The 21876-nt window shown below is 67.4% G+C and carries 20 protein-coding genes and 1 other RNA gene; 4 read left to right on the top strand and 17 right to left on the bottom strand.

All coding sequences use genetic code 11. The features are described 5' to 3' along the window. Positions 1–99: 99 nt before the first annotated feature. From ftsZ to rsmI, 16 genes are all read right to left on the bottom strand, one after another. On the bottom strand, positions 100–1284 hold the full coding sequence (gene ftsZ / locus RS027_RS02600) for a cell division protein FtsZ (protein WP_311953602.1): 1185 nt from the start codon (positions 1282–1284) through the stop codon (positions 100–102). Between the two features lie 34 nt (positions 1285–1318). Next, positions 1319–2602: a cell division protein FtsA gene (gene ftsA, locus RS027_RS02595; protein WP_311953599.1), complete on the bottom strand. Its 1284-nt coding sequence runs from the start codon at positions 2600–2602 to the stop codon at positions 1319–1321. Between the two features lie 214 nt (positions 2603–2816). After that, entirely contained in the window at positions 2817–3545 is a 729-nt protein-coding gene (locus RS027_RS02590; RefSeq protein ID WP_311953596.1) for a cell division protein FtsQ/DivIB, read from the bottom strand. After that, positions 3532–4494 (bottom strand): D-alanine--D-alanine ligase, encoded by a 963-nt coding sequence (locus tag RS027_RS02585; RefSeq protein ID WP_376717572.1) that lies wholly within the window; start codon positions 4492–4494, stop codon positions 3532–3534. Before RS027_RS02585 ends, RS027_RS02590 begins: the two co-directional genes overlap by 14 nt. Before the next feature lie 8 nt (positions 4495–4502). Continuing rightward, entirely contained in the window at positions 4503–5912 is a 1410-nt protein-coding gene (gene murC / locus RS027_RS02580; RefSeq protein ID WP_311954010.1) for a UDP-N-acetylmuramate--L-alanine ligase, read from the bottom strand. Between the two features lie 52 nt (positions 5913–5964). Continuing rightward, positions 5965–7065, bottom strand: a complete 1101-nt coding sequence (gene murG / locus RS027_RS02575) for an undecaprenyldiphospho-muramoylpentapeptide beta-N-acetylglucosaminyltransferase (RefSeq protein WP_311953590.1) — start codon at positions 7063–7065, stop codon at positions 5965–5967. A 53-nt stretch (positions 7066–7118) separates the two neighbouring features. Then, positions 7119–8300 (bottom strand): putative lipid II flippase FtsW, encoded by a 1182-nt coding sequence (ftsW, locus tag RS027_RS02570; RefSeq protein WP_311953588.1) that lies wholly within the window; start codon positions 8298–8300, stop codon positions 7119–7121. Then, the gene (murD, locus tag RS027_RS02565) at positions 8297–9703 is read right to left on the bottom strand and encodes a UDP-N-acetylmuramoyl-L-alanine--D-glutamate ligase (protein WP_311953585.1); all 1407 of its coding nucleotides are present in this window, start codon (positions 9701–9703) and stop codon (positions 8297–8299) included. The genes ftsW and murD overlap by 4 nt, the downstream gene beginning before the upstream one ends. Before the next feature lie 12 nt (positions 9704–9715). Then, entirely contained in the window at positions 9716–10798 is a 1083-nt protein-coding gene (gene mraY / locus RS027_RS02560) for a phospho-N-acetylmuramoyl-pentapeptide-transferase (RefSeq protein ID WP_311953579.1), read from the bottom strand. Between the two features lie 14 nt (positions 10799–10812). Beyond that, complete coding sequence (locus tag RS027_RS02555; RefSeq protein WP_311953576.1) at positions 10813–12201, bottom strand: UDP-N-acetylmuramoyl-tripeptide--D-alanyl-D-alanine ligase; 1389 nt, start codon at positions 12199–12201, stop codon at positions 10813–10815. Further along, positions 12198–13691, bottom strand: a complete 1494-nt coding sequence (locus RS027_RS02550) for a UDP-N-acetylmuramoyl-L-alanyl-D-glutamate--2,6-diaminopimelate ligase (RefSeq protein ID WP_311953573.1) — start codon at positions 13689–13691, stop codon at positions 12198–12200. Before RS027_RS02550 ends, RS027_RS02555 begins: the two co-directional genes overlap by 4 nt. Positions 13692–13721: 30 nt before the next feature. Beyond that, positions 13722–15434, bottom strand: a complete 1713-nt coding sequence (locus RS027_RS02545) for a peptidoglycan D,D-transpeptidase FtsI family protein (RefSeq protein ID WP_311953571.1) — start codon at positions 15432–15434, stop codon at positions 13722–13724. Then, positions 15431–15802, bottom strand: coding sequence for a cell division protein FtsL (gene ftsL / locus RS027_RS02540; RefSeq protein WP_376717571.1), 372 nt, complete (start codon positions 15800–15802; stop codon positions 15431–15433). The genes RS027_RS02545 and ftsL overlap by 4 nt, the downstream gene beginning before the upstream one ends. After that, positions 15802–16776, bottom strand: coding sequence for a 16S rRNA (cytosine(1402)-N(4))-methyltransferase RsmH (gene rsmH, locus RS027_RS02535; protein WP_311953565.1), 975 nt, complete (start codon positions 16774–16776; stop codon positions 15802–15804). The genes ftsL and rsmH overlap by 1 nt, the downstream gene beginning before the upstream one ends. A gap of 53 nt (positions 16777–16829) precedes the next feature. Next, positions 16830–17177: RNase P RNA component class A (rnpB, locus tag RS027_RS02530), an RNA gene on the bottom strand. A gap of 68 nt (positions 17178–17245) precedes the next feature. Further along, the gene (rsmI, locus tag RS027_RS02525) at positions 17246–18100 is read right to left on the bottom strand and encodes a 16S rRNA (cytidine(1402)-2'-O)-methyltransferase (protein WP_311953560.1); all 855 of its coding nucleotides are present in this window, start codon (positions 18098–18100) and stop codon (positions 17246–17248) included. A gap of 186 nt (positions 18101–18286) precedes the next feature. On the opposite strand from rsmI, the gene RS027_RS02520 reads away from it, so the two are divergent. The 4 genes from RS027_RS02520 (at position 18287) to RS027_RS02505 (ending at position 21524) form a co-directional block, all read left to right on the top strand. Continuing rightward, entirely contained in the window at positions 18287–19798 is a 1512-nt protein-coding gene (locus RS027_RS02520) for a penicillin-binding protein activator (protein WP_311953556.1), read from the top strand. Continuing rightward, positions 19791–20162 carry a YraN family protein gene (locus RS027_RS02515; RefSeq protein WP_311953552.1) on the top strand — a complete coding sequence of 124 codons (372 nt, stop codon included), beginning with the start codon at positions 19791–19793 and terminating at the stop codon, positions 20160–20162. Before RS027_RS02520 ends, RS027_RS02515 begins: the two co-directional genes overlap by 8 nt. A gap of 46 nt (positions 20163–20208) precedes the next feature. Then, a complete protein-coding gene (locus tag RS027_RS02510) occupies positions 20209–20799 on the top strand; it encodes a phosphoheptose isomerase (protein ID WP_311953546.1) in 591 nt (196 codons plus the stop codon). A gap of 107 nt (positions 20800–20906) precedes the next feature. Continuing rightward, positions 20907–21524, top strand: a complete 618-nt coding sequence (locus RS027_RS02505) for a BON domain-containing protein (protein WP_311953541.1) — start codon at positions 20907–20909, stop codon at positions 21522–21524. A gap of 114 nt (positions 21525–21638) precedes the next feature. Here the strand turns inward: RS027_RS02505 and RS027_RS02500 are convergent. After that, positions 21639–21876 (bottom strand): transposase (locus RS027_RS02500; RefSeq protein WP_311953537.1); only part of this gene is annotated, 238 nt, incomplete at its 5' end.

Genomic DNA, 21876 nt, shown 5'->3' with positions numbered 1-21876 from the left:
TCATGAACGGGTTACCCCGGGCGCAAAACGCGCCATGACGGCAGGCCATTGTCGCCCGCCGTCTGCCGCGGCTCTGCCTCAGCAAAGCCGCTTTCGCGACTAGTCAGCCTGGCGGCGCAGAAACGCCGGAATATCCAGGTAGTCGTCCGTCTCGGCGGCGCGGCGCTTGTCGGACCGGGGCCGGCTTTCTTTCTCCGGCGCTTCGGCCCGGGCCGCGGCCTGCTGCTGGCGCATGACCGTCGGCTGCTGGAGCGTACGGTAGTCGGCGCCGGCGTCGGCCTGAGCCGCGCGCCGTGCCGGCTCGCGTGCCGCGGCGCGCGCCTGGCCGCCGTCAAGCCCCGCCGCTACAACGGTCACGCGCAGCTCATCAGACATTTCCATGTCGATGGAAGTTCCCACCACGATGGTCGCTTCGTCGGAGGCGAACTCCTGCACCGTGGCACCGACGTCGTTGAACTCGCCGATGGACAGATCCGGGCCGGCGGTAATGTTGACCAGGATACCCCGGGCGCCGTGCAGGTCGATATCTTCCAGCAGCGGGCTGCGGATGGCCTTTTCCGCCGCTTCGCGGGCGCGGTTCTCGCCGGTGGCGCCGCCGGTGCCCATCATCGCCATGCCCATTTCCGACATCACCGTGCGCACGTCGGCAAAGTCGACGTTGATGATGCCGGGGCTGGTGATCAGCTCGGCGATGCCCTGGACGGCGCCCAGCAGCACGTCGTTGGCCGCGCTGAAGGCGGTCAGCAGCGTCGCGCTCTTGCCCAGCACCGACAACAGCTTCTCGTTGGGAATGGTGATCAGCGAGTCAACGTGCTCGGATAGCTCCCTCATGCCCTCTTCGGCAGAGCGCGAGCGTTTGGGACCTTCAAAGGGGAACGGCCGGGTTACCACAGCGACGGTGAGAATCCCCAGCTCCTTGGCAACCTGGGCCACCACCGGCGCGCCGCCGGTGCCGGTGCCGCCGCCCATGCCGGCGGTAATAAAGACCATGTCGGCACCGTCGAGCAGCTCGGCGATGCGTTCGCGGTCTTCCATGGCCGCCTGGCGGCCGACGTCGGGGTTGGCGCCGGCGCCGAGGCCTTTGGTGATTTCGCTGCCCAGCTGCAGGATCGTCTTGGCGGAGACGCGCTTGAGCGCCTGGGCATCGGTATTGGCGCAGATGAACTCGACGCCTTCGATGTTGCTTTCCACCATGTGGTTGACAGCGTTACCGCCGCCGCCGCCAACGCCCACTACCTTGATGACCGCACTGCTCGAGGGTGCGTTATCTACCAGTTCGAACATAAGCCCCGTCTCCTGAGCCGCGTCTGCGACCCTGTCAGAAATTTCTCTTGAACCAGCCCTTGATTCGCGTAAGCGGTGTTTCGGCGGCGGCGTCCTTGCTCTTGTCGCCGCGTCCGGAAGGCGCGGTAACGACGCCGGCATGCGCCTGCTGGCTGCGGCCGTGCTGCGCTTCCTGCAAAGCGTAGTGCAATAAGCCGACGCCTGTGGCATAAATCGGGTTGCGCACGACGTCGGCCAGCCCTTTCACGTTCTGCGGACAGGCAATGCGCACGGGCATGTGGAAGATCTCTTCGGCAAGCTCGCTTGCCCCTTCCATCCGTGACGTTCCGCCCGTAAGGACAATGCCGGCCGCGACCATGTCCTCGTAGCCGCTGCGACGAAGCTCTTCCCGAACCAGGGTATAGAGCTCTTCGTAGCGCGGCTCGACGACCTCGGCCAGCGCCTGGCGTGACAGGTCCCGGGAGGGGCGATCGCCCACGCTCGGGACCTTGATCATTTCATCGCTGGCCGCCAGTTCGGTCAGGGCGCAGGCGTATTTGACCTTGATTTCTTCGGCGTGCTGGGTCGGCGTACGCAGCGCCATGGCGATGTCGTTGGTGACCTGGTCGCCGGCAATGGGGATCACCGCGGTATGGCGGATGGCGCCTTCGGTAAAGATCGCCATGTCGGTGGTGCCGCCGCCCACATCGACCATGCACACCCCGAGCTCGCGCTCGTCTTCGGTGAGCACGGCCATGCTGGATGCCAGCTGCTCAAGGATGGTGGCGTCCACGTCCAGATGGCAGCGGCGCACGCACTTTTCGATATTTTGTACGGCGTTGGCAGCGGCGGTGACCAGGTGTACCTGAGCTTCAAGGCGCACGCCCGACATGCCCAGCGGCTCGCGGATCCCGCCCTGGGCGTCGATCGAGAACTCCTGGGGCAGCACGTGGAGCACGCGCTGGCCCTCGGACACGGCGCGCGCCCGGGCCGAATCGATCACGCGATCGATATCCGAGGTGCTGACCTCGCGCTCCTTGATGGCAACGACGCCGTCGGAGTTCATGGAGCTGATGTGACTGCCGGCAATCCCCACATAAACCGAGTGTATATCACAACCGGCCATCAGTTCAGCTTCCTCCACGGCGCGCTGGATGGATTGCACCGTGGATTCAATATTGATCACCACGCCGCGCTTCATGCCGTGCGAGGGGTGGGAACCGATCCCGGCAATCTCGATGCCACCGTCGTCGGTGGGCTGGCCGACAATCGCAACGACCTTGGACGTTCCGATGTCCAACCCGACCACCATGCTGGATGCACTGGATGAGCCTGCCATGAGCCGGGTGATCTCCTTGTAACCTTGGAATACGTAAGTAAGCTGTCGTGCCTTGATGACACCGGGTCGCGGGACAGACTTGTCGGACGTTATAATATCGGAATAAAGATGGTATAACGACTATCAGGCGCCACAATACTGAGAACCATACAGAAATTAAACCCCGAGCACAGTATTTGCACCGTTGGCAACCGCTTACCGGTTAAGCCGCCGCTCAGGGCGAATCGTCCGTTTCAGCGTCGTCGGCCTTGGGCGAGTCGCCGTGCCAGGCGACGGCAACGCCGTTGGGATAGCGCAGATCGATATAGCGGATCGCCCCGGCGTACCGCTCTAGCTCGTGCTGCCAGGAGGCCATCAGCCGCGCCAGGCGGGCGTCGTGCTGGCGGCGGCCAAGCATGATCCAGGCGCCGTCATCAAGCTGCAGCCGCCAGGCGCCCCGGGGCTCGAGGCGCAGCTGATCAAGAGCCAGATCAAGCGTGCCCAGGCGCTTGTCCAGCGTGCGGTAATAGGCCAGCACTTCCTTGCTGCTGCCTTCCGGCCCTGCCAGGTCGGGCAGCCCGTCCGGCGCGGCAAGCGGTGCAAAGACGAAGGGCGCCCCTTCGGCGTTGAGCAGCTGGTCATCGTTCCAGCGCGTGACCGGCGTCTGCTCAACCAGCTCGAACGCCAGCGCATCGGGCCACTGGCGCGACACCCGCACCTCCTTGACCCAGCCAATCTCCAGCGCCGCCCGGCGCAGCTCGGCGAGATCCACCGACAGCCAGCGGGTATCGCGCACCAGCGGCGCCAGCTGGCCCCGCAGGTAGTCGGCGTTGGCGTAGTCCCAGTCGCCGCGCACCGAGACGCGCTCGACCGGGGTATCCAGCCACAGCCACAGCGCCCGGCCGCCGGCGCCGAGCATCAGCGCCAGCAGCACAAGGCCAAGCCAGGCGTTACGCTTCTGCATCCTGCCTCACATGCCCGGCGGTTGCCAGAATCTCGAGCACCAGCCGGTCAAAGTCCATGCCCGTGTGGGCCGCGGCCTGGGGCACCAGGCTGTGGTCGGTCATGCCCGGCACGGTGTTGACCTCGATCAGCCAGAAGCGCCCCCGGGCGTCGCGCATGACGTCAACGCGCCCCCAGCCGGCCCCGCCGATCGCCGCAAACGCCTTCTGGCAAAGCCCGGCAAGCTCGGCTTCGCCGGCGTCATCGAGCCCGCAGGGCAGATGATACTGCGTGGTGTCGGACAGGTACTTGGCTTCGTAGTCGTAAAAGCCGCCCGGCACCTCGACCCGGATCGCCGGCAGCGCGCGGTCGCCAAGGATCGATACGGTATATTCGTCGCCCTGGATAAAACGCTCGGCCATGACCCGGGCATCAAAGCGCGCGGCTTCGTGATACGCGGCCTCAAGCTCGGCGACGCTTGCGACGATGCTGATGCCAAGTGTGGAGCCCTCGTGTACCGGCTTGACGATCAGCGGCAGCCCCAGCCGATCGGCCACCGCCTGCCAGTCGGCGGCGCCGTTCAGCATGATGCTTTCCGGCGTGGGCAGGTCGAGCGCCTGCCAGATCTGCTTGGTACGCTCCTTGTCCATGCCCAGCGCCGAGGCCAGCACGCCGCTGCCGGTATAGGGAATGCCCAGTAGCTCGAGCGCACCCTGCAGCGAGCCGTCCTCGCCGCCGCGGCCGTGCAGCGCAATAAACACCGTGGACGGCGCCAGCCGCTCAAGGCCGACAAGGCCGTGGTCGTAGGGGTCGTAGCCCACGGCCTCGACGCCGCTGCGCTTGAGGGCGGCGAGTATCGCCGCCCCGCTTGCAAGCGACACCTCGCGCTCGGCAGAGGTGCCGCCATAGATCACTACCACCGGCGGCGCGGAAGCCGCGGGCGCGCCCGGCGTGGCGGTATCAGACGTCAGGGGTTGATTCACAGTGTCACCTCGTCAAGCAGCAGCTCGGCCCGGGCCAGGCGCTGGGCAATGCCGCCGATGTCCCCGGCCCCTTGGGTTATCAGGATATCGCCGGGGCGCAGCACGTTGGCCAGCAGCCCCGGCAGCTCGCTTTTATGTTCGATAAACAGCGGGTCGACCTCGCCGCGCTGGCGCAGCGAACCCGCCAGCGCTCGGCCGTCGGCTCCGGGGATAACCGCTTCGCCGGCGCTGTAAACGTCCAGCAGCAGCAGCGTGTCCACCCCCGAGAGCACGCGCACGAAGTCGTCGTACAGATCCCGCGTGCGGCTATAGCGGTGCGGCTGATAGAGCATCACCAGCCGCCGTTCGGGCCAGCCGTCGCGCACCGCGCGGATGCCGACCTCCACTTCCCGGGGGTGATGGCCGTAGTCGTCCACCAGCATCACCGGGTCCCCGCCGCCGGGCAGCGGATAGTCGCCGTGCACCTGAAAGCGTCGGCCGACGCCGGCAAAGCCGGCAAGGCCGCGCAGAATCGCCGCGTCGCTGACGCCGGCATCGCTTGCCACCACAATCGCGGCCATGGCGTTTTGCGCGTTGTGTCGCCCGGGCATGGCCAGGCGTATATCCAGCGGCGCGCCTTCCGGGCGCAGCGCGGTAAAGCGCACTTCGCCGGCCTGCTGGACAAAATCCACGATGCGATAGTCGGCGTCGGCGTCAAAGCCGTAGGTGACAAAGTGGCGCTGAAGATGCGGGCTCAGCTCGCGCACCTGGGGGTCGTCCAGGCACAGCACGGCCAGGCCGTAAAACGGCAGGTTGTGCAAAAACTCGAGGAAGGTGCCCTTCAGCTGTTCGAAGTCGTTGCCGTAGGTGGCCATATGGTCGGCGTCGATATTGGTCACAATCGACACCAGCGGCTGCAGATGCAGAAACGAGGCGTCGGACTCGTCCGCTTCGGCCACCAGGTAGTCGCCCTCACCCAGGCGCGCGTTGGTGCCGGCGCTGGTGAGCTTGCCGCCGATGACAAAGGTCGGGTCCAGCCCGCCCTCGGCGAGCAGCGTCGCTGTGAGGCTGGTGGTCGTGGTCTTGCCGTGGGTGCCGGCCACCGCGATACCGTGACGAAAGCGCATCAGTTCGGCGAGCATTTCCGCCCGGCGCACCACCGGCACCCGGTTATCCCGGGCCCAGACGATTTCCGGATTGGCGTCGTCCACGGCGCTGGACACCACCACCACGTCGGCCCCCTCAACGTTTTCTCGGGCGTGGCCCAGGCTCACGCTGACGCCGCATTCGCGCAGGCGCTCCACCACCGGCGTCACCTTGACGTCGCTGCCGCTGACGCAATAGCCCTGGTTGGCCAGCACCTCGGCGATACCGCACATGCCGGCACCGCCGATGCCGATAAAATGCAGGCGCCGGATACGCCGCATACCCGGCCCCCGGGGGCGCTTGCGCGCCTCGGACCCGGCATTGTCTGTCCACTCAGTCACGCACTTTCTCCTTCCGGGCAAGGCGTAGACAGCCTTGCATTAACTGCTCGGTGGCATCCAGATGCGCCGCCTGCCGCGCCCGGGCGGCCATGTCGGCCAGCACCTCAGCGGACAAGAGCTCGGCAAGCGCCTGCGCCAGATTTGTTCGGGTCAGGTCATTCTGAACCATGCAGCGCGCCGCGCCGGCCTCGACCAGCACCTGGGCGTTGTGCCGCTGATGATCGTCGACGGCGTGGGGAAACGGCACGAAAAGCGCCGGCTTCGCCGCCGCGGCGAGCTCGGCCACGGTGAGCGCGCCGGCCCGGCAGACCAGCACATCGGCCCAGTCGTAGGCCGCCGCCATGTCGTCGATGAAGGCGCTGACCCGGGCCTCGACGCCCCGCCGCCGGTAGCCATCGCGCGTGGCCTCGTCGCGGTTTTGCCCGGCCTGGTGCCAAACCTCCGGGCGCGCCGCTTCGTCCAGCTCGGCAAGCGCCTCGGGCAGGCGTTCGTTAAGCGCCACGGCGCCCAGCGAGCCGCCCACGACCAGAAGCCGCAGCCGTCTTGTTTGCATCTCCCGGGCACTGCGCGGCACTTCGCCAAGCGCGGCGATGTCGTCGCGCACCGGGTTACCCACCACTGTGGCCCGCTCGCCAAACGCCTGGGGAAACGCCGCGTAGGTATGCCCGGCAAGGCGCGACAGCACGCGGTTGGTCAACCCGGCGACGGCGTTTTGTTCGTGAATCATCAGCGGCACGCCGCATAGCCTCGCGGCAAGCCCCCCGGGGCCGCTGGCAAAGCCGCCCAGCCCCACCGCCAGCTGGGGGTTAAAGCGGCGCACCACCCGGCGCGCCTGGCAGACCGCCCGGGTCAGGTTGAACGGAGCCTTCAGCCAGCCCGCCAGGCCGTTGCCGCGAAGCCCGCCGATGCGCAGCTGATGCAGCGGGAAGCCCGCCTCGGGCACCAGGCGGTTTTCAATGCCGCGGGGGCTGCCCAGCCACTCCACCGTCACGCCCCGGGCCGCCAGCGCCCGGGCGAGCGACAGCGCAGGAATCACGTGGCCGCCGGTCCCACCGGCCATGATCAAAACACGTTGAGGGGTTGGTTGCGACACGCGCGGCTCCCTGATAATGGCAGGCCCGCAAAAGGCGGGCCGGACGGTCCCTGTTAAAGGCGTGGCTGCCGGCGCTCGCGGGCCGGCGTCGGTGTACGTCGAGGCGAGTGCCGGGTTTCGTGATCGGCACGCAGCAGAAGGCCGATCATCACCCCGGTCACCAGCAGGCTCGAGCCGCCGTAGCTGATCAGCGGCAGCGTCAGCCCCTTGGTTGGCAGCAGCCCCGAGCTCACCGCCATGTTGATAAACGCCTGGGCGGCAATAATGAAGCCGATGCCGTAGCTCATGTAGGCGGCGAACAGGTGACCGGCAAGCTCCGCCCGCCGGCCGACCAGCATGGCGCGCACGATGAGCAGCGTAAACAGCAGCACCACGATCACCGCCCCCAGCATGCCCAGCTCTTCGGCGATCACCGCAAAGATAAAGTCGGTATGCGCCTCGGGCAAAAAGTGCAGCTTCTGGATGCTATTGCCCAGGCCAGTGCCGGTAACGTGGCCGCGGCCGAAGGCAATCAGCGCCTGGGTGAGCTGGTAGCCGGTGGCAAACTGATCGGCCCAGGGGTCAAGAAAGCTCGTCCACCGCGCCAGCCGGTAAGGCTCCATCGCTACCATCAGCGTGGCGCCGGCGGTGAGCAGCCCTCCGGCCCCCACCAGCAGCACCAGCGAGGCGCCGGCCATCATCAGCATGCCCACCACGCAGACCGTATAAACCACCATGCCGCCAAAGTCCGGCGCGGCGAACAAAAGCCCCGCCGGCAGCGCCAGCACCGCCAGCGGGCGTAACAGGGTGAACATCCGCGTGCGCAGGGGCTCGGCAAAGCGCGCCATGAACGCCGCCATGTAGAACACCAGGCCGACCTTACCCACCTCGGACACCTGCAGGCTGGGCAGAGGCCCGGGCAGCGCAATCCAGCGCTTGCTGCCGTTGATGTCCTGGCCCACCAGCAGCACCAGCGCCAGCAATACCAGGCTCAGAGCGAGGATCATGCCGGCATTCTGGCGCCATAGCTCCAGGGGCAGGCTGACCATGAGCGCTGCCGCCAGTATCGCTGCGAGCAAAAACACGCCGTGGCGAAGCGCATAGCGGTAGCTGTCGTCAACAAGCTCGACCGAGGCCGAGCTGACCATCACCCAGCCCAGACCGGCCAGCAATAGCGTCACCAGCAGCAGCCAGACGTCGCACGGCATCTGCCGGGTATCGAGCGCTTCGCGCAGGCGCTTGACGCGGTGTTTCATGGCGCGCTTACTCCGTATCCGGCGTCCTGTTTGAGCTGCTCGGCCAGCCGGCAAAAGGCGTCGCCGCGCGCCCGATAGTCGGTAAACTGGTCAAGGCTTGCGCAGGCCGGCGAAAGCAACACGCAGTCGCCGGGGGCGGCCAGCGCCGCGGCGGCGCGGGTGGCGTCCGCCAGGTCGGCAAAGCGCCTGACCGGCACCCGGTCGCCGAGCGCCTCGGCCAGGCGGCCGGCGTCGGCGCCGTAAAGCATCACGCCGCGCGCATAGGCGGCCAGCGGCTCAGTCAGCGGGGTAAAATCGGCGCCCTTGCCCTCGCCCCCGGCGAGCAGCACAAGCCTGCCGTCAAGGGTGGGCCCCAGGCCGTTCACCGCGGCCAGGGTCGCCCCTACGTTGGTGCCCTTGGAATCGTTCACCCAGAGCACGCCGTTCACCGAAGCCACGGTTTCGCTGCGGTGGGCAAGGCCGGCAAAGCGGCGCAGCACCGCCGTCATGGCCGCCGGGGCCAGCCCCAGTATCTGGCCCATAGCCAGCGCCGCCAGGGCGTTTTGCTGATTGTGCCGCCCGGCAAGACCCATCTCGTCGGCGGCAAGCCAAGGGTCTGCCCCTTGAACCAGCCAGGTGCGGCCCCCGCGCCGGGCAAGGCCCCAGTTCGTTCCTTCCGGCGGCGTAACGCCGAAGCGCACGACCTGGCGATCGGCCAGCGCGTACGGCGCCGCCGGCCAGGTATCGGCGTCGTCGCCGTTGACTACGGCGCGGCGGACGCCGGCAAAAATGCGCTGCTTGGCGGCGCGGTAGGCCGCCATATCGCCGTGGCGGTCGAGGTGGTCTTCGCTTAGGTTGAGAAACGCCGCGCACTCGGCGTTGAGCCGCGGCGTGGTCTCCAGCTGAAAGCTGGAAAGCTCCAGCACGTAAAGCTCGGCCTCGGGGCTTGCGGCCAGCAGGTCCAGCGCCGGCGTGCCCAGGTTGCCGCCCACGGCCACCCGCACGCCGGCCTCGGCGGCCATCTCGCCAAGCAGGGTCACCACCGTGGACTTGGCGTTGGAGCCGGTCACCGCCGCCACTCGCCCGCGCGCGGCGCGGCAGAAAAGCGCTATTTCCCCGATCAGCCGCGGCTTGCCGGTGGCCGGATTGTGCGCTTCAACCAGGCCGGCAAACGCCGGGGCATGCGGGTCAACGCCGGGGCTCAGCACCACTTCCTCGGCCGCGCTCATGTCCAGCGTTTCAAGCGGGCCGCAGTGTACGGCAACGCCCGGGTGCGCCTGGCGAAACGCCTCCAGCCCCGGCGGCGCCCAGCGGGTATCGGCGACCATGAAGGGCGCCCCCAAGCGGGCCAGATGGCGGCAGATCGCGCGGCCGGAAAGCCCCAACCCGACGACCAGCGTTGTGCCGCGCGGAACAGCTGTCATGCATCCCCTCCGTCAGCGGACCTTGAGCGTGGCAAGCCCCAGCAGCACCAGTACTACGGTGATGATCCAGAAGCGCACGATAACGCGCGGCTCCGGCCAGCCCTTGAGCTCGTAATGATGATGAAGCGGCGCCATGCGGAAGATGCGCCGCCCGGTGAGCTTGTAAAAGCCCACCTGGAGGATCACCGAGAGCGTCTCGACGACGAAGATGCCGCCCATGATAAAGAGCACAAACTCCTGGCGTATGACCACCGCCACCGCGCCGAGCGCCGCCCCCAGCGCCAGTGAGCCGACGTCGCCCATGAACACTTGGGCGGGGTAGGTGTTGAACCACAGAAACCCGAGCCCCGCCCCGGCGATGGTGGCGCAAAACACCGCCAGCTCCCCGGTGCCGGCAATAAAGGGCATGTGCAGATAGTCGGCAAATACCGCGTTGCCGCTGGCGTAGGCGAATATCGCCAGGCCCATGGCCACCAGCACGGTAGGCATGATGGCAAGCCCGTCGAGCCCATCGGTCAGGTTAACGGCGTTGGAGCTGCCGACGATGACAAAGTAGCTGAGCACGATAAAAAAGGCGCCCAGGGGCAGCATCACGCCCTTGACCATGGGCAGCAGCAGGCTGATTTCCACCGCGCTTGCCGCGGTGAAATAGAGAATGCAGGCCGCCCCCAGCCCGATCACCGACTGCCAGAAATACTTCCACCTGGCCGGCAGGCCCCGAGGGTTCTTCTCTACCACCTTGCGGTAGTCGTCGATCCAGCCGATGGTGCCAAAGCCCAGGGTGACGCCCAGCACCACCCACACGTAGTGGTTGGTCAGGTCACCCCAGACCAGGGTGCTGATGGCAATTGCTATCAGCATCATCACCCCGCCCATGGTCGGCGTTCCCGCCTTGGACAGGTGCGACTGCGGGCCGTCGTCGCGCACGGCCTGGCCGATCTGGCCCTCTACCAGCCGGCGAATAACCCAGGGGCCCAGCCACAGGCACAGCAGCAAGGCGGTGAGCGCCCCCAGAATGACGCGCAGCGTCAGATAGTTGAAAACCTGAAAGGCGCTTTGATACTGCGCCAGAAAATTCGCCAGATGAAGTAACATGAACGGCGCTTACCTTAGTGTTGGTTCATGCGCAGGGCGGCAACCAGCCGCTCCATGCCTGCGCTCCGAGAGCCCTTGACCAGCAGGCTCGCCCCGTTGGGCAGCGCGCGCCGGAGATGATCTTCCAGCGCGGCGTAATTATCAAAATGCCGGCTGCCGCCATGCCGACTATCTCCGCCGGCGGCGTCGGCAAACGCCGTACTCGCAGGCCTTGCCGCCCCGCCCAGGGTATAAAGGGCCTCAATGCCCAGCTCGGCGGCGTGACAGCCGATTTCGGCGTGCAGCGCGTCGGACGCCTCGCCAAGCTCGCCCATAGCGCCAAGCGCGCACCAGCGCGGCCCGGGGAAGCGCGCCAGGGTATCAAGCGCTGCCTTTACCGCGCCGGGGTTGGCATTGTACGAATCGTCCAGCAGCGCGGTATCGCGCACGCCGGGCAGCACGCTGAGCCTTCCCTCAAGCGCCTGCGCCCGGCACAGCCCGTCCACCACTGCAGAGGCACTGACGCCCAGCGCCAGGGCGGCCGCCGCCGCTGCCAAAGCGTTGCTGACGTTGTGCTGCCCGCAAAGCCTGAGGCGAACCTCGCCGACGGCGCTGCCGCCAACGGCGAGCGTGAAAGCATAACGCCCCTGGGCATCCCAGGAAAGCGCCCGGGCCTGGACGTCGGCCTGGGGATGCAGGCCAAAGCTCGACACCGCCGCCGGCGCGGCGCAGCACGCCCAAAACGCATAGTAGGGATCGTCGCGATTGAGCACCGCCACGCCGTCCGGCGGCAAGCCCTGGAAAATCTCGCTTTTGGCCTGGGCAATCTGCCCCATGCCGCCAAACTCGCCCACGTGGGCCCCGGTGACGTTGGTCACCACGGCAACCGCGGGCATCGCCAGCCGGGTCGTCCAGGCAATTTCACCCAGGTGATTGGCCCCAAGCTCCACCACCGCCGCGCGGTGCTCGGCCTCGAGCCCCAAAAGCGTCAGCGGCGCGCCAATGTCGTTGTTCAGGTTGCCCCGGGTGGCGTGCACCGGCCCCAGCGGCGCCAGCAGCTCGGTCAAAAGCTCCTTGACCGTGGTCTTGCCGCTGTTGCCGGTGACGCCCACCAGCGGGCAGCCAAAGCCGCGCCGCCACGCCCGGGCCAAAAGCCCCAACGCCAGGCGGGTATCGGCGCAGACGATCTGGGGCAGCGCGTCGTCAACGGGACGTTCGACCAGGGCAGCGGCGGCGCCCTGCTCCCGCGCCTCGGCCACAAAGTCGTGACCGTCGAAGCGCTCCCCGGCAAGCGCGACGAACAGAGTCCCCGGCGCCGGGGCGCGGGTATCGGTCACCACGCGGCCAAGGGGCAGGTCCGCTGCCGCCCCGGCAAGCTCGCCGCCCACGGCCCGGGCCACGCGGCCTGCGGTCAGCAGCGTCATGACTGGCTCCGGGCGGCAAGCGCGCGCTCGACTTCGTCGCCGTCCAGGTAGGCATGGCGCACGCCGTCGATTTCCTGGTAGGCCTCGTGCCCCTTGCCGGCTATCAGCACCACGTCATCGGCATCGGCCCGGGCGATCACTTCGGCGATGGCCCGGCGGCGCTCGCCGATATCCAGCACCGCGGACGAATCCTCGAACCCGGCCACGATGCCCTGGCGGATGACCGCCGGAGACTCGCTGCGCGGGTTGTCGTCGGTGACCACGCAGCGGTCCGCCCCCGCCTCGGCCGCCCTAGCCATGGGCGCGCGCTTGCCGCGATCGCGGTCGCCGCCGCAGCCGAACACGCACCACAGCTGCCCGGCGCTGCCCAGGTGGGCGCGCAGCGCCGTCAGCGCGCTCTCAAGCGCCCCCGGCGTATGCGCATAGTCGACCACCACGCTGGGCGCCCCGGCGGTGCGGTAAAGCGCCATGCGCCCGGGCACCGGCTGCAGGCGGGCGGCCGCTTCGACCAGCGCGTCCAGCGGCTTGCCCAGCCCGTAAAGCACGGCCATGGCCAGCAGGACGTTATCCAGGTTGAAGCGCCCCATCAGGCCAAGCGAGAGCACCTTTTCCTCGTCGGGGGTGGCAATCAGCGCCTGCTGCCCGGCGGCGTGGAGCGAGCACTCGAGCACCCGCAGCGTTACCGCCTCGTCCCGGCCGGTGGCCAGCACGCGCACGCCCTCGCCGCAGCCGGCAAGCATCAGCCGCGTCAGGGCGTCGTCGGCGTTGACCACCGCAAGCGCAAGCTCAGGGCGGCGAAACAGCCTGGCCTTGGTCGCGGCGTAGGCGGCCATGCTGCCGTGATAGTCCAGATGGTCTCGGCTCAGGTTAGTGAACACCCCGGCCTTGACGCTGAGGCCGTCGAGGCGCTCTTGATCCAGGGCGTGGGACGACGCCTCCAGCGCGACGCGCTTGACCCCTTGCCGAGCCATGTTGCCAAGTGCGGCCTGTAGCTCGAGCGTCCCCGGCGTGGTCAGCCCGGTATCGGCAAGGGCGCCGATGCGCCCGGCACCCAGGGTGCCGACCACCCCGGCCGGGGTACCCAGCGCTTCGCTCAGCGCGGCCACGTAGTGCGTCACCGAGCTCTTGCCGTTGGTGCCGGTGACGGCGATGACTTCGAGCGTGTCGGGTACGGCATAAAGCTTGCGACCCAGCTCGCCCAGGCGCGATGCCAGATGCGGCAGCGTCAATACGCGCCCGTTAAGCGCCGCCTCTGCGTCGTCGGTGTGGCTGAGCACCAGCGCCGCGCCGGCCTCCAGGGCCCGGTCGACAAAATCCCGGCCGTCGGCCGAGCTGCCGGGCACGGCGACGAACACCTCGCCCGCCGCCACCCGGCGCGAATCGGTGCGCAGCTGCACCGGCTCGGGAAGATGCTGCGCCACGCCTGAGATATCGCTGACGGGCCAGACTTTCTTGAGTGCCTCAATCAGATCGCTTGCGCTAAGCGTCATGCTGTCTCCTTAATCGGTGGCGGCTCGTCCTCATGACGACGACTCATCGGCATCGGGCGGCACGTCCAGCAGCCGCAGCGCGTTGCCGGCAACGTCGGAAAACACCGGCGCGGCCACGGCGCCGCCGTAAAACTCCCCGGCCTTGGGGTGATCAATCATTATCGCGGTGACGATGCGCGGCTCGGAGGCCGGGGCGATGCCCACAAAGACGCTGCGATAGGCGTCCTCGTCGTAGCCGCTCTGGCCGGTCTTGCGCACGGTGCCGGTCTTGCCCGCCACCCGGTAGCCTTCGACCCGGGCGCGGCGGCCGCCGGTACCCGGCGCGACCACCGCTTCCAGCATCTCCATCAGCTCATCCGCGACCGCCGGTTCGATGACCGGCTCGCCGGGCGGCGCTTCGTCGAGCTTCAGCAGCGACGGCGGCATACGCTGGCCGTGATTGGCAATGGCGGTAAAGGCGCTTGCCAGCTGCACGGCCGAGACCGAAAGCCCGTAGCCGTAGGCCAGCGAAGCGCGCTCGCTGCGCGAGAAGTTCACGGTGTCGGGCAGGTTGCCGCCGGCCTCGCCGGGGAAGCCGGTGCTCGGGCTGTGGGAAAAGCCCAGCTGGTTATAGCGCTCCCAGATGGCTGTGTCGTCAAGCTCAAGCGCCAGGCGCGACATGCCGATGTTCGACGACTTGACCAGCACGTTGGTCAGGCTAAGCTCGCCGTAGTTGCGAAAGTCGCGAATGGTATAGCCGTCGATACGCATCCAGCCGGGCGCGGTATCCATCACCGTGTCGGGGGTGAAGCCCGTCTGCTCGAGCACCGTCGACATCGCCAGCGGCTTGACCACCGAGCCGGGTTCGAAGACGTCCACCAGCGCCTGGTTGCGCAGCCCGCCGGGGTCGAGCCCGGCGCGGTTGTTGGGGTTGTAGGAGGGCAGGTTGACCATGGCCAGCACTTCGCCGGTGCGCGAATCGAGCATCACCAGCGAGCCGCCGGTGGCGTCGTTGTCTTCCACCGCGGCGCGCAGCTCGCGGTAGGCCATGTACTGCAGGCGCTGGTCGATGGCGAGCGTCAGGTCACCGCCGGGCTGGGCTTCGCGCACCACGCCGAGCTCGCGCACCAGGCGCCCGCGACGGTCCTGGATAATACGCCGCTGGCCGGGGCGGCCCGAGAGGTACGGCTGGTAGGCAAGCTCGAGCCCCTCCTGCCCGGCATCGTCCACGTCGGTCACGCCGATCAGCTGGGCGGCGACTTCGCCCGCGGGATAGTAGCGCTTGTATTCCTGCTGGGAATAGACCCCGGCCACGCGCAGGTCGAGGACTTCCTGGGCCGCCCGGGGCGTCATCTGACGGCGCAGGTACATGAATTCGTGCTCGCCGTAGCGGGCAATCCGGGCGTCGAGATCAAACAGGCTCATGCCCAGCGCCTGGGCGAGCATCACCCGCCTGACCGGGTCTTCGGGCAGCTCCTGGGGGTTGGCCCAGAGCGTAACCACCGGCGTCGAGATGGCAAGCGGCTCCCCGTAGCGGTCGGTGACCATGCCCCGGTGGGCCGGAATGGCCTCGTGGCGCAGGGTGCGGGCGTCGCCCTGGCTTTGCAAAAACGGCCGGTCAATCACCTGCAGCAGGGTGATCCGCCCGATCAGCACCGCCGCCACCGCGGCGATCCCCAGCAGGACAAAGCCAAAGCGCCACCGGGCGAGCGGCGGCGCTACCGACGCCGAAGCGGGCCGACCGCGCGAATGCCTGGCGCTCACGGGGCAATGACCTCGACATCGTGGACATCGGGGATGCGCATATCCAGTCGCTCCGTGGCAATTTTTTCGATGCGGGCAGGCGTTGACCAGGCGCCGTCTTCCAGGAGCAGCCGGCCCCATTCGGTATTCAGCTGATTTTTTTCCTGCTCCAGGGTCTGCAGCTTGGCGTACTGGGCGCGGGTCTCATGGGTCATGCCCACAACGGCCAGGCCGCTGAGCAGGCACGCCGCCATTAGCCCGGCCACCAGCAGCGTCCCCGGGCGCAGGCAGGCGCGCAGCGAAAACGGCCGCTCGGCGCGCTTCAGCCACTGGCTCGGCCCTTTCCGGCGCCGGACGTGCGGCGGCCTCGGCGTGACCTGCCTGGCCATCATGCCTCTCGCTTGCGCGCGGCACGCATCACCGCGCTGCGCGCTCGCGGGTTGCCGGCCACTTCGTCGGCACCGGCGCGCTGCGCCTTGCCCAGCGACTCGAGGCGGCGGTTGAGCTGGTCGTCGCGCAGCGGCATGCCCCGGGGCACGTGGGTGTCGCCGCGCACGTGGTGGCGGATGAAGCGTTTGACCCGGCGATCTTCCAGCGAGTGAAAGCTGATCACCACCAGGTGGCCTCCCGGCGCCAGCGCCTCGAGGGCGGCGTCCAGAGCGGCGTCGAGCTGATCGAGCTCGCCGTTGAGGTAAATCCGCAGCCCCTGAAAAGCCTTGGTCGCCGGGTGCCGGCCTTTTTCCCAGGCCGGATGGGCGGTTTTCAGCACCTCGGCCAGGTCCACCGTGCGGGTAAACGGCGCCTCCTTGCGCCGGGTGACGACGGCACGCGCCAGGCGTTTGGCAAAGCGCTCTTCGCCGTAGGCCTTGAAGACGTGGGCAATATCCGCCTCCTTTGCCCGGGCGAGAAACTCGGCCGCGCTTTCGCCCCGGGTGGGATCCATGCGCATGTCCAGCGGGCCGTCGCGCATGAAGCTAAAGCCGCGCTCGGGGTCGTCCAGCTGGGGCGACGAGACGCCGATGTCCAGCAGCACGCCGGAGAGCTTGCCGTCAACGCCCTGCTCCCGGGCAAAATCGCCGAGCTCGGCAAACGCCTGGCGGGTGATGTGAAAGCGCGCGTCGTCGATCTCGCCGGCGGCTTCGATGGCCTGGGGGTCGCGGTCCATGGCCAGCAGGCGCCCGGCCGGGCCGAGGCGCTGAAGAATGGCGCGGGAGTGTCCGCCGCGGCCAAAGGTGCCGTCCAGATACACGCCGTCTGCCTTATGCACCAGAGTCTCCACGGCGCCGTCCAGCAAAACGCTTGCATGGCGAAAAGCCTCGGCTTCCGGGGCCGCATCGGGTAAGGACTTGTGACGCTCGCGCATAGAACTGTCAACCGGGTTAGCGGGCAAGGACGCGCTGGCGCCCTGCGCTTGATGGGGGGAGTCGGCCGATAAGCCGGGTTCTGTCGTGGACAGCCATTCCTCTAGGCGCTGCGTCGCCGCAGCGCTCAAGCAACCTACCCGAACCCAGCGCGGGCCACGCCGTCGGGTTCCTATTTGGTTTTGCTCCGAGTGGGGTTTACCGTGCCACGCGCTGTTACCAGCCGTGCGGTGCGCTCTTACCGCACCCTTTCACCCTTACCGGCCTCGCAAGGCCCGGCGGTCTACTCTCTGTTGCACTTTCCGTCGGCTCGCGCCGCCCAGGCGTTACCTGGCACTCTGCCCTGTGGAGCCCGGACTTTCCTCCCCCGCGCAAGCGCGGCAGCGGCTGCCTGGCCAACTCCGCGGGCAAGCATACCAGCGCGCCCGCCCGGCCTCAATCGCCATCTGGCGTTATCCGCCGCCGGCGCGCTCAGGCCTCCTTGAGCGCCTGCAAGCGCGCATACCAGTCCTTCTTGCGCCCGCCCAGCAGACGCGCCGCCAGCGCCGCACCCTGCTTGACGCCCACGCCTTCCGCCAGAAGCGCCGCCAGCAGCGCCCCGGCCGACACTTCCCGGCACTCGTTATCGGTGGCGGGGGCGGCGCCCTCTACCATGATGACAAACTCGCCCCGGGCCTGGTTGGCGTCGCGTTGCAGCCGCTCGCCAAGCTCCGCCGGCGTGCCGGACAAAAACGTCTCGAACGTCTTGGTCAGCTCCCGGGCCAGCACCGTGCGGCGCTCGGGCATCACCTCTCCCAGGGTGTCGAGGGTGTGCCCGATACGGTGCGGCGACTCGTAGAACACCAGCGTCTCGTCGCGCTCGCGAAGCGCCTCGAGCGCCTGCTTGCGGGCGCCGGGCTTGGCCGGCAAAAAGCCGCCGAAGCGAAAGCGGTCCGTGGGTAGCCCAGCAGCGCTCAGCGCGGTAATCAGCGCCGCCGGGCCGGGTATCGGCACCACCGGATAGTCCAGCGCGCGCAGCTCGCGCACCAGCAAAAAGCCGGGATCGCTGATCAGCGGCGTGCCCGCATCGCTGATCAGGGCAATATCCTCGCCGGCGGCCAGGTACTGCGTCAGCTGTGCCACCCGCGCGGCCTCGTTATGCTCGTGCAGGGACAGCATCGGCACGCTGATGCCCAGATGCCCGAGCAGGCGGCTGCTGTGGCGGGTGTCCTCGGCGGCCACCCGGGCGACCTGGCCAAGCACCTGCGTTGCCCGCGCGCTCAGGTCGTCCAAGTTCCCAATGGGTGTAGCTACCACGTACAATATGCCCGTACGCCTCTGTGTCATCGTGACTCCCGGTTCATTATGGCTGACGTATTAGCTGGTTTACCGGCTCGCTCTGGCGATACGCGGCGCGCCATTGTAGCCTTGGGCCTGATATCTCGGGCATCGCATCACGATGACTCTCCGCCGTATCAGCGAGCCAATGCCGCAAGCGACGCATCCGCGCCAATACCAACGAAGGAAGGATACATGAAACCGATATCTCGTGGCCTGCTGGCCACTGCGCTCACGGCATTGCTGCTGGCAGGCTGCGCCACCCAGCAACCGTCCTCCCCGAGCGTGGTAGACCGCGCCTCCGACCGCGACGTCGGCCAGCTGATGGGCGAGGCCGAAAGCCAGTCCCCGGCAGAGGCTGCCCGCACCCGCCTGGAAGCGGCGCACATCGTGGCGCGCCAGGGCAACCGCCAGCGCGCCTACGAGATTACCGACAATCTCGACGAAAGCGCGCTTGCCGAGGACGACCGCGTGCGCTGGGCGATGCTTCACTCGGAGCTCGGCCGGGCGCTTGAGCAGCCCCGCGCCGTTAGCCGGGCGGCCCGGGTGCTGGACGACGAGCTGGCCATGTCGTCGGATCAGCAAAAGACCCTGATCGAGCGGCGCCGCTGGGCGCGCGAGGCGCTTGACCAGCCGGATCTTGAAAGCCTTGCCATCCCCGGGCTCGCCGGCCGCCGGGTCGAGCGCATCGCCGTCTTCCTCCCGGAATCCGGCCCCCTGAGCAGCGTGGCCGACACCCTGAAAGACGCCATCCAGACCCATCAGGACGTCTCCGGAGACAGCACCAGCCTGCGCTTTTTTGACACCTCAGAGGCGTCTCTAAGCGAGCTTTACGACCGCGCCCAGGCCATGGACGCCCAAATCGTCATCGGCCCTCTGTCCAAGGATCGCGTCACTCGGCTCGAGCAGCGCGGAAGCGTGCCGCTGCCCACGCTTGCCCTCAACTACGGCGAGAGCGAACATAACCAGGCCAAGCAGCTGTTTCAGTACGGCCTCTCTGCCGAAGACGAGGCACGCCAGGTAGCCAAACGCGCAAGCGAAGAGGGCCACCGGCAGATGTCGCTGATGGTGCCGGACAACAGCTGGGGCCAGCGCGTCGGCGAGGCCTTCCTTGACGCCTGGCAGAATGAGGGCGGAAGCGTCGCCAACGCCATTCGCTATAACCCCGAGGGCAACGCCAACAACGCGGTGAAAAAGGCGCTCAGCGTCAGCGGCGAACGCGCGCGCCTGGACAGCATCGACGGGCTTTTCCTGCTCGCGGTGCCCGAATACGCCCGCCAGGTGCCGTCGCTGCTGGACTACTACTACGCCTCCGAGCTGCCGACGTATGCCACCTCGCACCTGCACGAAGGCATTGACCAGCCGCGCCAGGACAAGAACCTCGACGGTATCAACTTCGTCGATATCCCCTGGCAGATTCCCGACGCCGCCGTCGGCGGTGAAGAGGCCCTGCCCTTCTACGACAGCTACCGGGCGCTGAGCGACGACGCCGACGCCTCCATGTTCCGGCTGCTGGCCATGGGCGTGGATGCCTACGAAGCCGGCATCCGGCTGGCCGACATCAATGCCCTGCAGAACTTCCAGGGCGCTACCGGGCAGCTTTACCTGACCGCCGACGGGCGCATTTACCGCAGGCTGCCCTGGGCGCAGTTCAAAAACGGCGTGCCCAGCGCCATTCTGTCGTCCGGCCTGTCGGGCGGTGAATAACCGTCCGCAAACGGCGCGGGCGCGCGGTAGCGCCGTCGAAGGCCTGGCCGCCCGCTGGCTCGAACAGCGGGGGCTTTCGCTTGTGGGGCGCAACCAGCATGCCAAAGGCGGCGAGCTGGATCTGGTCATGCGGGACGGCGACACCCTGGTATTTGTCGAGGTAAAACACCGGGAAACCACGCGTTACGGCCATCCGCTGGAAACCGTTACCGCACAGAAACAGCGCCGCCTGATCAAGGCGGCGCGCACGTATCTGGCCCGGGAGCCGCACCCAGGCCCCTGCCGTTTTGATATTCTTGCCGTCCTCGGGACGCCTCCGGCGCTGACTTTTGAATGGGTTCAGGCCGCCTTTGACGCCTTTTGATCCACACCGTTTTCGGCAAAAACGGTCTTCGCAAACAGGACGCCCAATGGATTTTCAGACCCGCATACTCGATCACTTCAACTCAAGTATCGACACCAAGACCTACTCAAGCGAAGTGCTGCCGCCTTTCATCGAGGTCGCAAGCCAGATGATGGTGCAAAGCCTGGTCAACGAGGGCAAGATCGTTGCCTGCGGCAACGGCGGCAGCGCCGGCGACAGCCAGCACTTTTCCTCGGAGCTTTTGAATCGCTTCGAGCGCGAACGCCCGAGCCTGCCGGCGCTGGCCCTGACCACGGACTCGTCAACGCTTACCTCCATTGCCAACGACTATAGCTACAACGAGGTGTTCTCCAAGCAGATTCGCGCGCTGGGCCAGCCCGGCGACATTCTGCTGGCGATTTCCACCAGCGGCAACTCGGCCAATATCGTCCAGGCCATTCAGGCCGCCCACGACCGGGAGATGACCGTGGTGGCGCTCACCGGCCGCGACGGCGGTGACATGGCGGCGCTGCTGAGCCAGGACGACTGCGAAATCCGCGTGCCGGCCACCTCCACCGCGCGCATCCAGGAAGTCCACCTGCTGGCCATTCACTGCCTTTGCGATCTGATCGATGAACAGCTGTTCGGCGGCGCCTGAGCCGCCTTCGGCCGCGCCCGGCTATCGCTCTGCCGCGCAGCGCGGTATTCTCGCTGGGCGAGCGCTTTTCCCCTTGAAACTCTTCTGACTACCGGGAGCCAACACCCATGTTAAACGCCTTTGCCGCCACGCTGCGCTCATTCGCCACGCCGCGCGCCTGCGCCGCGGCACTGCTCACCGGCGGCCTGCTGCTGCTTGGCGGGTGCGCCACCAGCTCAGCCACCAACCAGTCCCAGTACGGCCAGCGCGCAGGCGACGTCAAGGCCGTGGATGCCACCATCGAAGATCAGGTGGAAAAGTCGCTGGACCAGGCTGACGCCCGGCTCGGCGATGCCCGCATTCGCGCCCACAGCTACAACGGCCGGGTGCTGCTGGTCGGCCAGGTGCCAAGCGAAGAGCTGCAGAAAAAGGCCGCCCAGGTGGCCGAGCAGCTGCGAGGCGTGGAGACCGTGCACAACGAGCTCACCGTCGCCGCCCGCCTGCCCGCCAGCCAGCGGCTTACCGATACCTGGCTGACCACCAACGTGGTGAGCCAGCTTGCCACCAACGATCATATCGACTCGTCAAAGCTCAAGGTCACCACGGAAAACGCCAGCGTCTACCTGATGGGCATCGTCTCGCGCCAGGAAGCCGAGCGCATTGTCGCCGCGGTATCCGGGGTGTCCGGCGTGCAGCGTATCGTGAAGGTCTTTGAGTATCTGGATGGAAGTACCGCAGCCAACTAGGCCGGCCTCACGCCACGCAAAAAAAACGCCTCGGCTGCTGCCGAGGCGTTTTGCGTTTCGCCGGGTCTATTTTCGCCGGACCTGTTTTTCGCTGGACCTAGGGGGCGTTAACAATTAGGCCAGCCATATGGCGGCTGACACGAGGCAGAGGAGTGACTGGTAGTTTCTTGCCAGTCGCTCATAGCGTGTAGATAACCGCCGGAACTTCTTGATTTTCTGAAAGAACCTCTCCACCAGATTGCGATCTTGGTAACAGTGCCAGTCTACTTCAATGCGCGCCAAACGATTCTTTTTCGGAGGAATCACCGGCTCGGCACCTGCGGCCTGAATCATGTCCCGCAGAGCAGTGGAG

It is taken from the genome of Halomonas garicola (genome assembly GCF_031935715.1).
Classification (GTDB): Bacteria; Pseudomonadota; Gammaproteobacteria; order Pseudomonadales; family Halomonadaceae; genus Vreelandella; species Vreelandella garicola.
Note: the sequence above shows the minus strand (reverse complement) of the source record. Positions and strands in the feature narration are given on the sequence as shown.

What these genes read in the sequence shown, in the direction of transcription:
- ftsZ (WP_311953602.1), bottom strand. Translation starts at nt 1,284, where the DNA reads ATGTTCGAACTGGTAGATAACGCACCCTCGAGCAGTGCGGTCATCAAG.
- ftsA (WP_311953599.1), bottom strand. Translation starts at nt 2,602, where the DNA reads ATGGCAGGCTCATCCAGTGCATCCAGCATGGTGGTCGGGTTGGACATC.
- RS027_RS02590 (WP_311953596.1), bottom strand. Translation starts at nt 3,545, where the DNA reads ATGCAGAAGCGTAACGCCTGGCTTGGCCTTGTGCTGCTGGCGCTGATG.
- murC (WP_311954010.1), bottom strand. Translation starts at nt 5,912, where the DNA reads ATGCGGCGTATCCGGCGCCTGCATTTTATCGGCATCGGCGGTGCCGGC.
- ftsW (WP_311953588.1), bottom strand. Translation starts at nt 8,300, where the DNA reads ATGAAACACCGCGTCAAGCGCCTGCGCGAAGCGCTCGATACCCGGCAG.
- murD (WP_311953585.1), bottom strand. Translation starts at nt 9,703, where the DNA reads ATGACAGCTGTTCCGCGCGGCACAACGCTGGTCGTCGGGTTGGGGCTT.
- mraY (WP_311953579.1), bottom strand. Translation starts at nt 10,798, where the DNA reads ATGTTACTTCATCTGGCGAATTTTCTGGCGCAGTATCAAAGCGCCTTT.
- RS027_RS02555 (WP_311953576.1), bottom strand. Translation starts at nt 12,201, where the DNA reads ATGACGCTGCTGACCGCAGGCCGCGTGGCCCGGGCCGTGGGCGGCGAG.
- RS027_RS02550 (WP_311953573.1), bottom strand. Translation starts at nt 13,691, where the DNA reads ATGACGCTTAGCGCAAGCGATCTGATTGAGGCACTCAAGAAAGTCTGG.
- ftsL (WP_376717571.1), bottom strand. Translation starts at nt 15,802, where the DNA reads ATGGCCAGGCAGGTCACGCCGAGGCCGCCGCACGTCCGGCGCCGGAAA.
- rsmH (WP_311953565.1), bottom strand. Translation starts at nt 16,776, where the DNA reads ATGCGCGAGCGTCACAAGTCCTTACCCGATGCGGCCCCGGAAGCCGAG.
- rsmI (WP_311953560.1), bottom strand. Translation starts at nt 18,100, where the DNA reads ATGACACAGAGGCGTACGGGCATATTGTACGTGGTAGCTACACCCATT.
- RS027_RS02520 (WP_311953556.1), top strand. Translation starts at nt 18,287, where the DNA reads ATGAAACCGATATCTCGTGGCCTGCTGGCCACTGCGCTCACGGCATTG.
- RS027_RS02510 (WP_311953546.1), top strand. Translation starts at nt 20,209, where the DNA reads ATGGATTTTCAGACCCGCATACTCGATCACTTCAACTCAAGTATCGAC.
- RS027_RS02505 (WP_311953541.1), top strand. Translation starts at nt 20,907, where the DNA reads ATGTTAAACGCCTTTGCCGCCACGCTGCGCTCATTCGCCACGCCGCGC.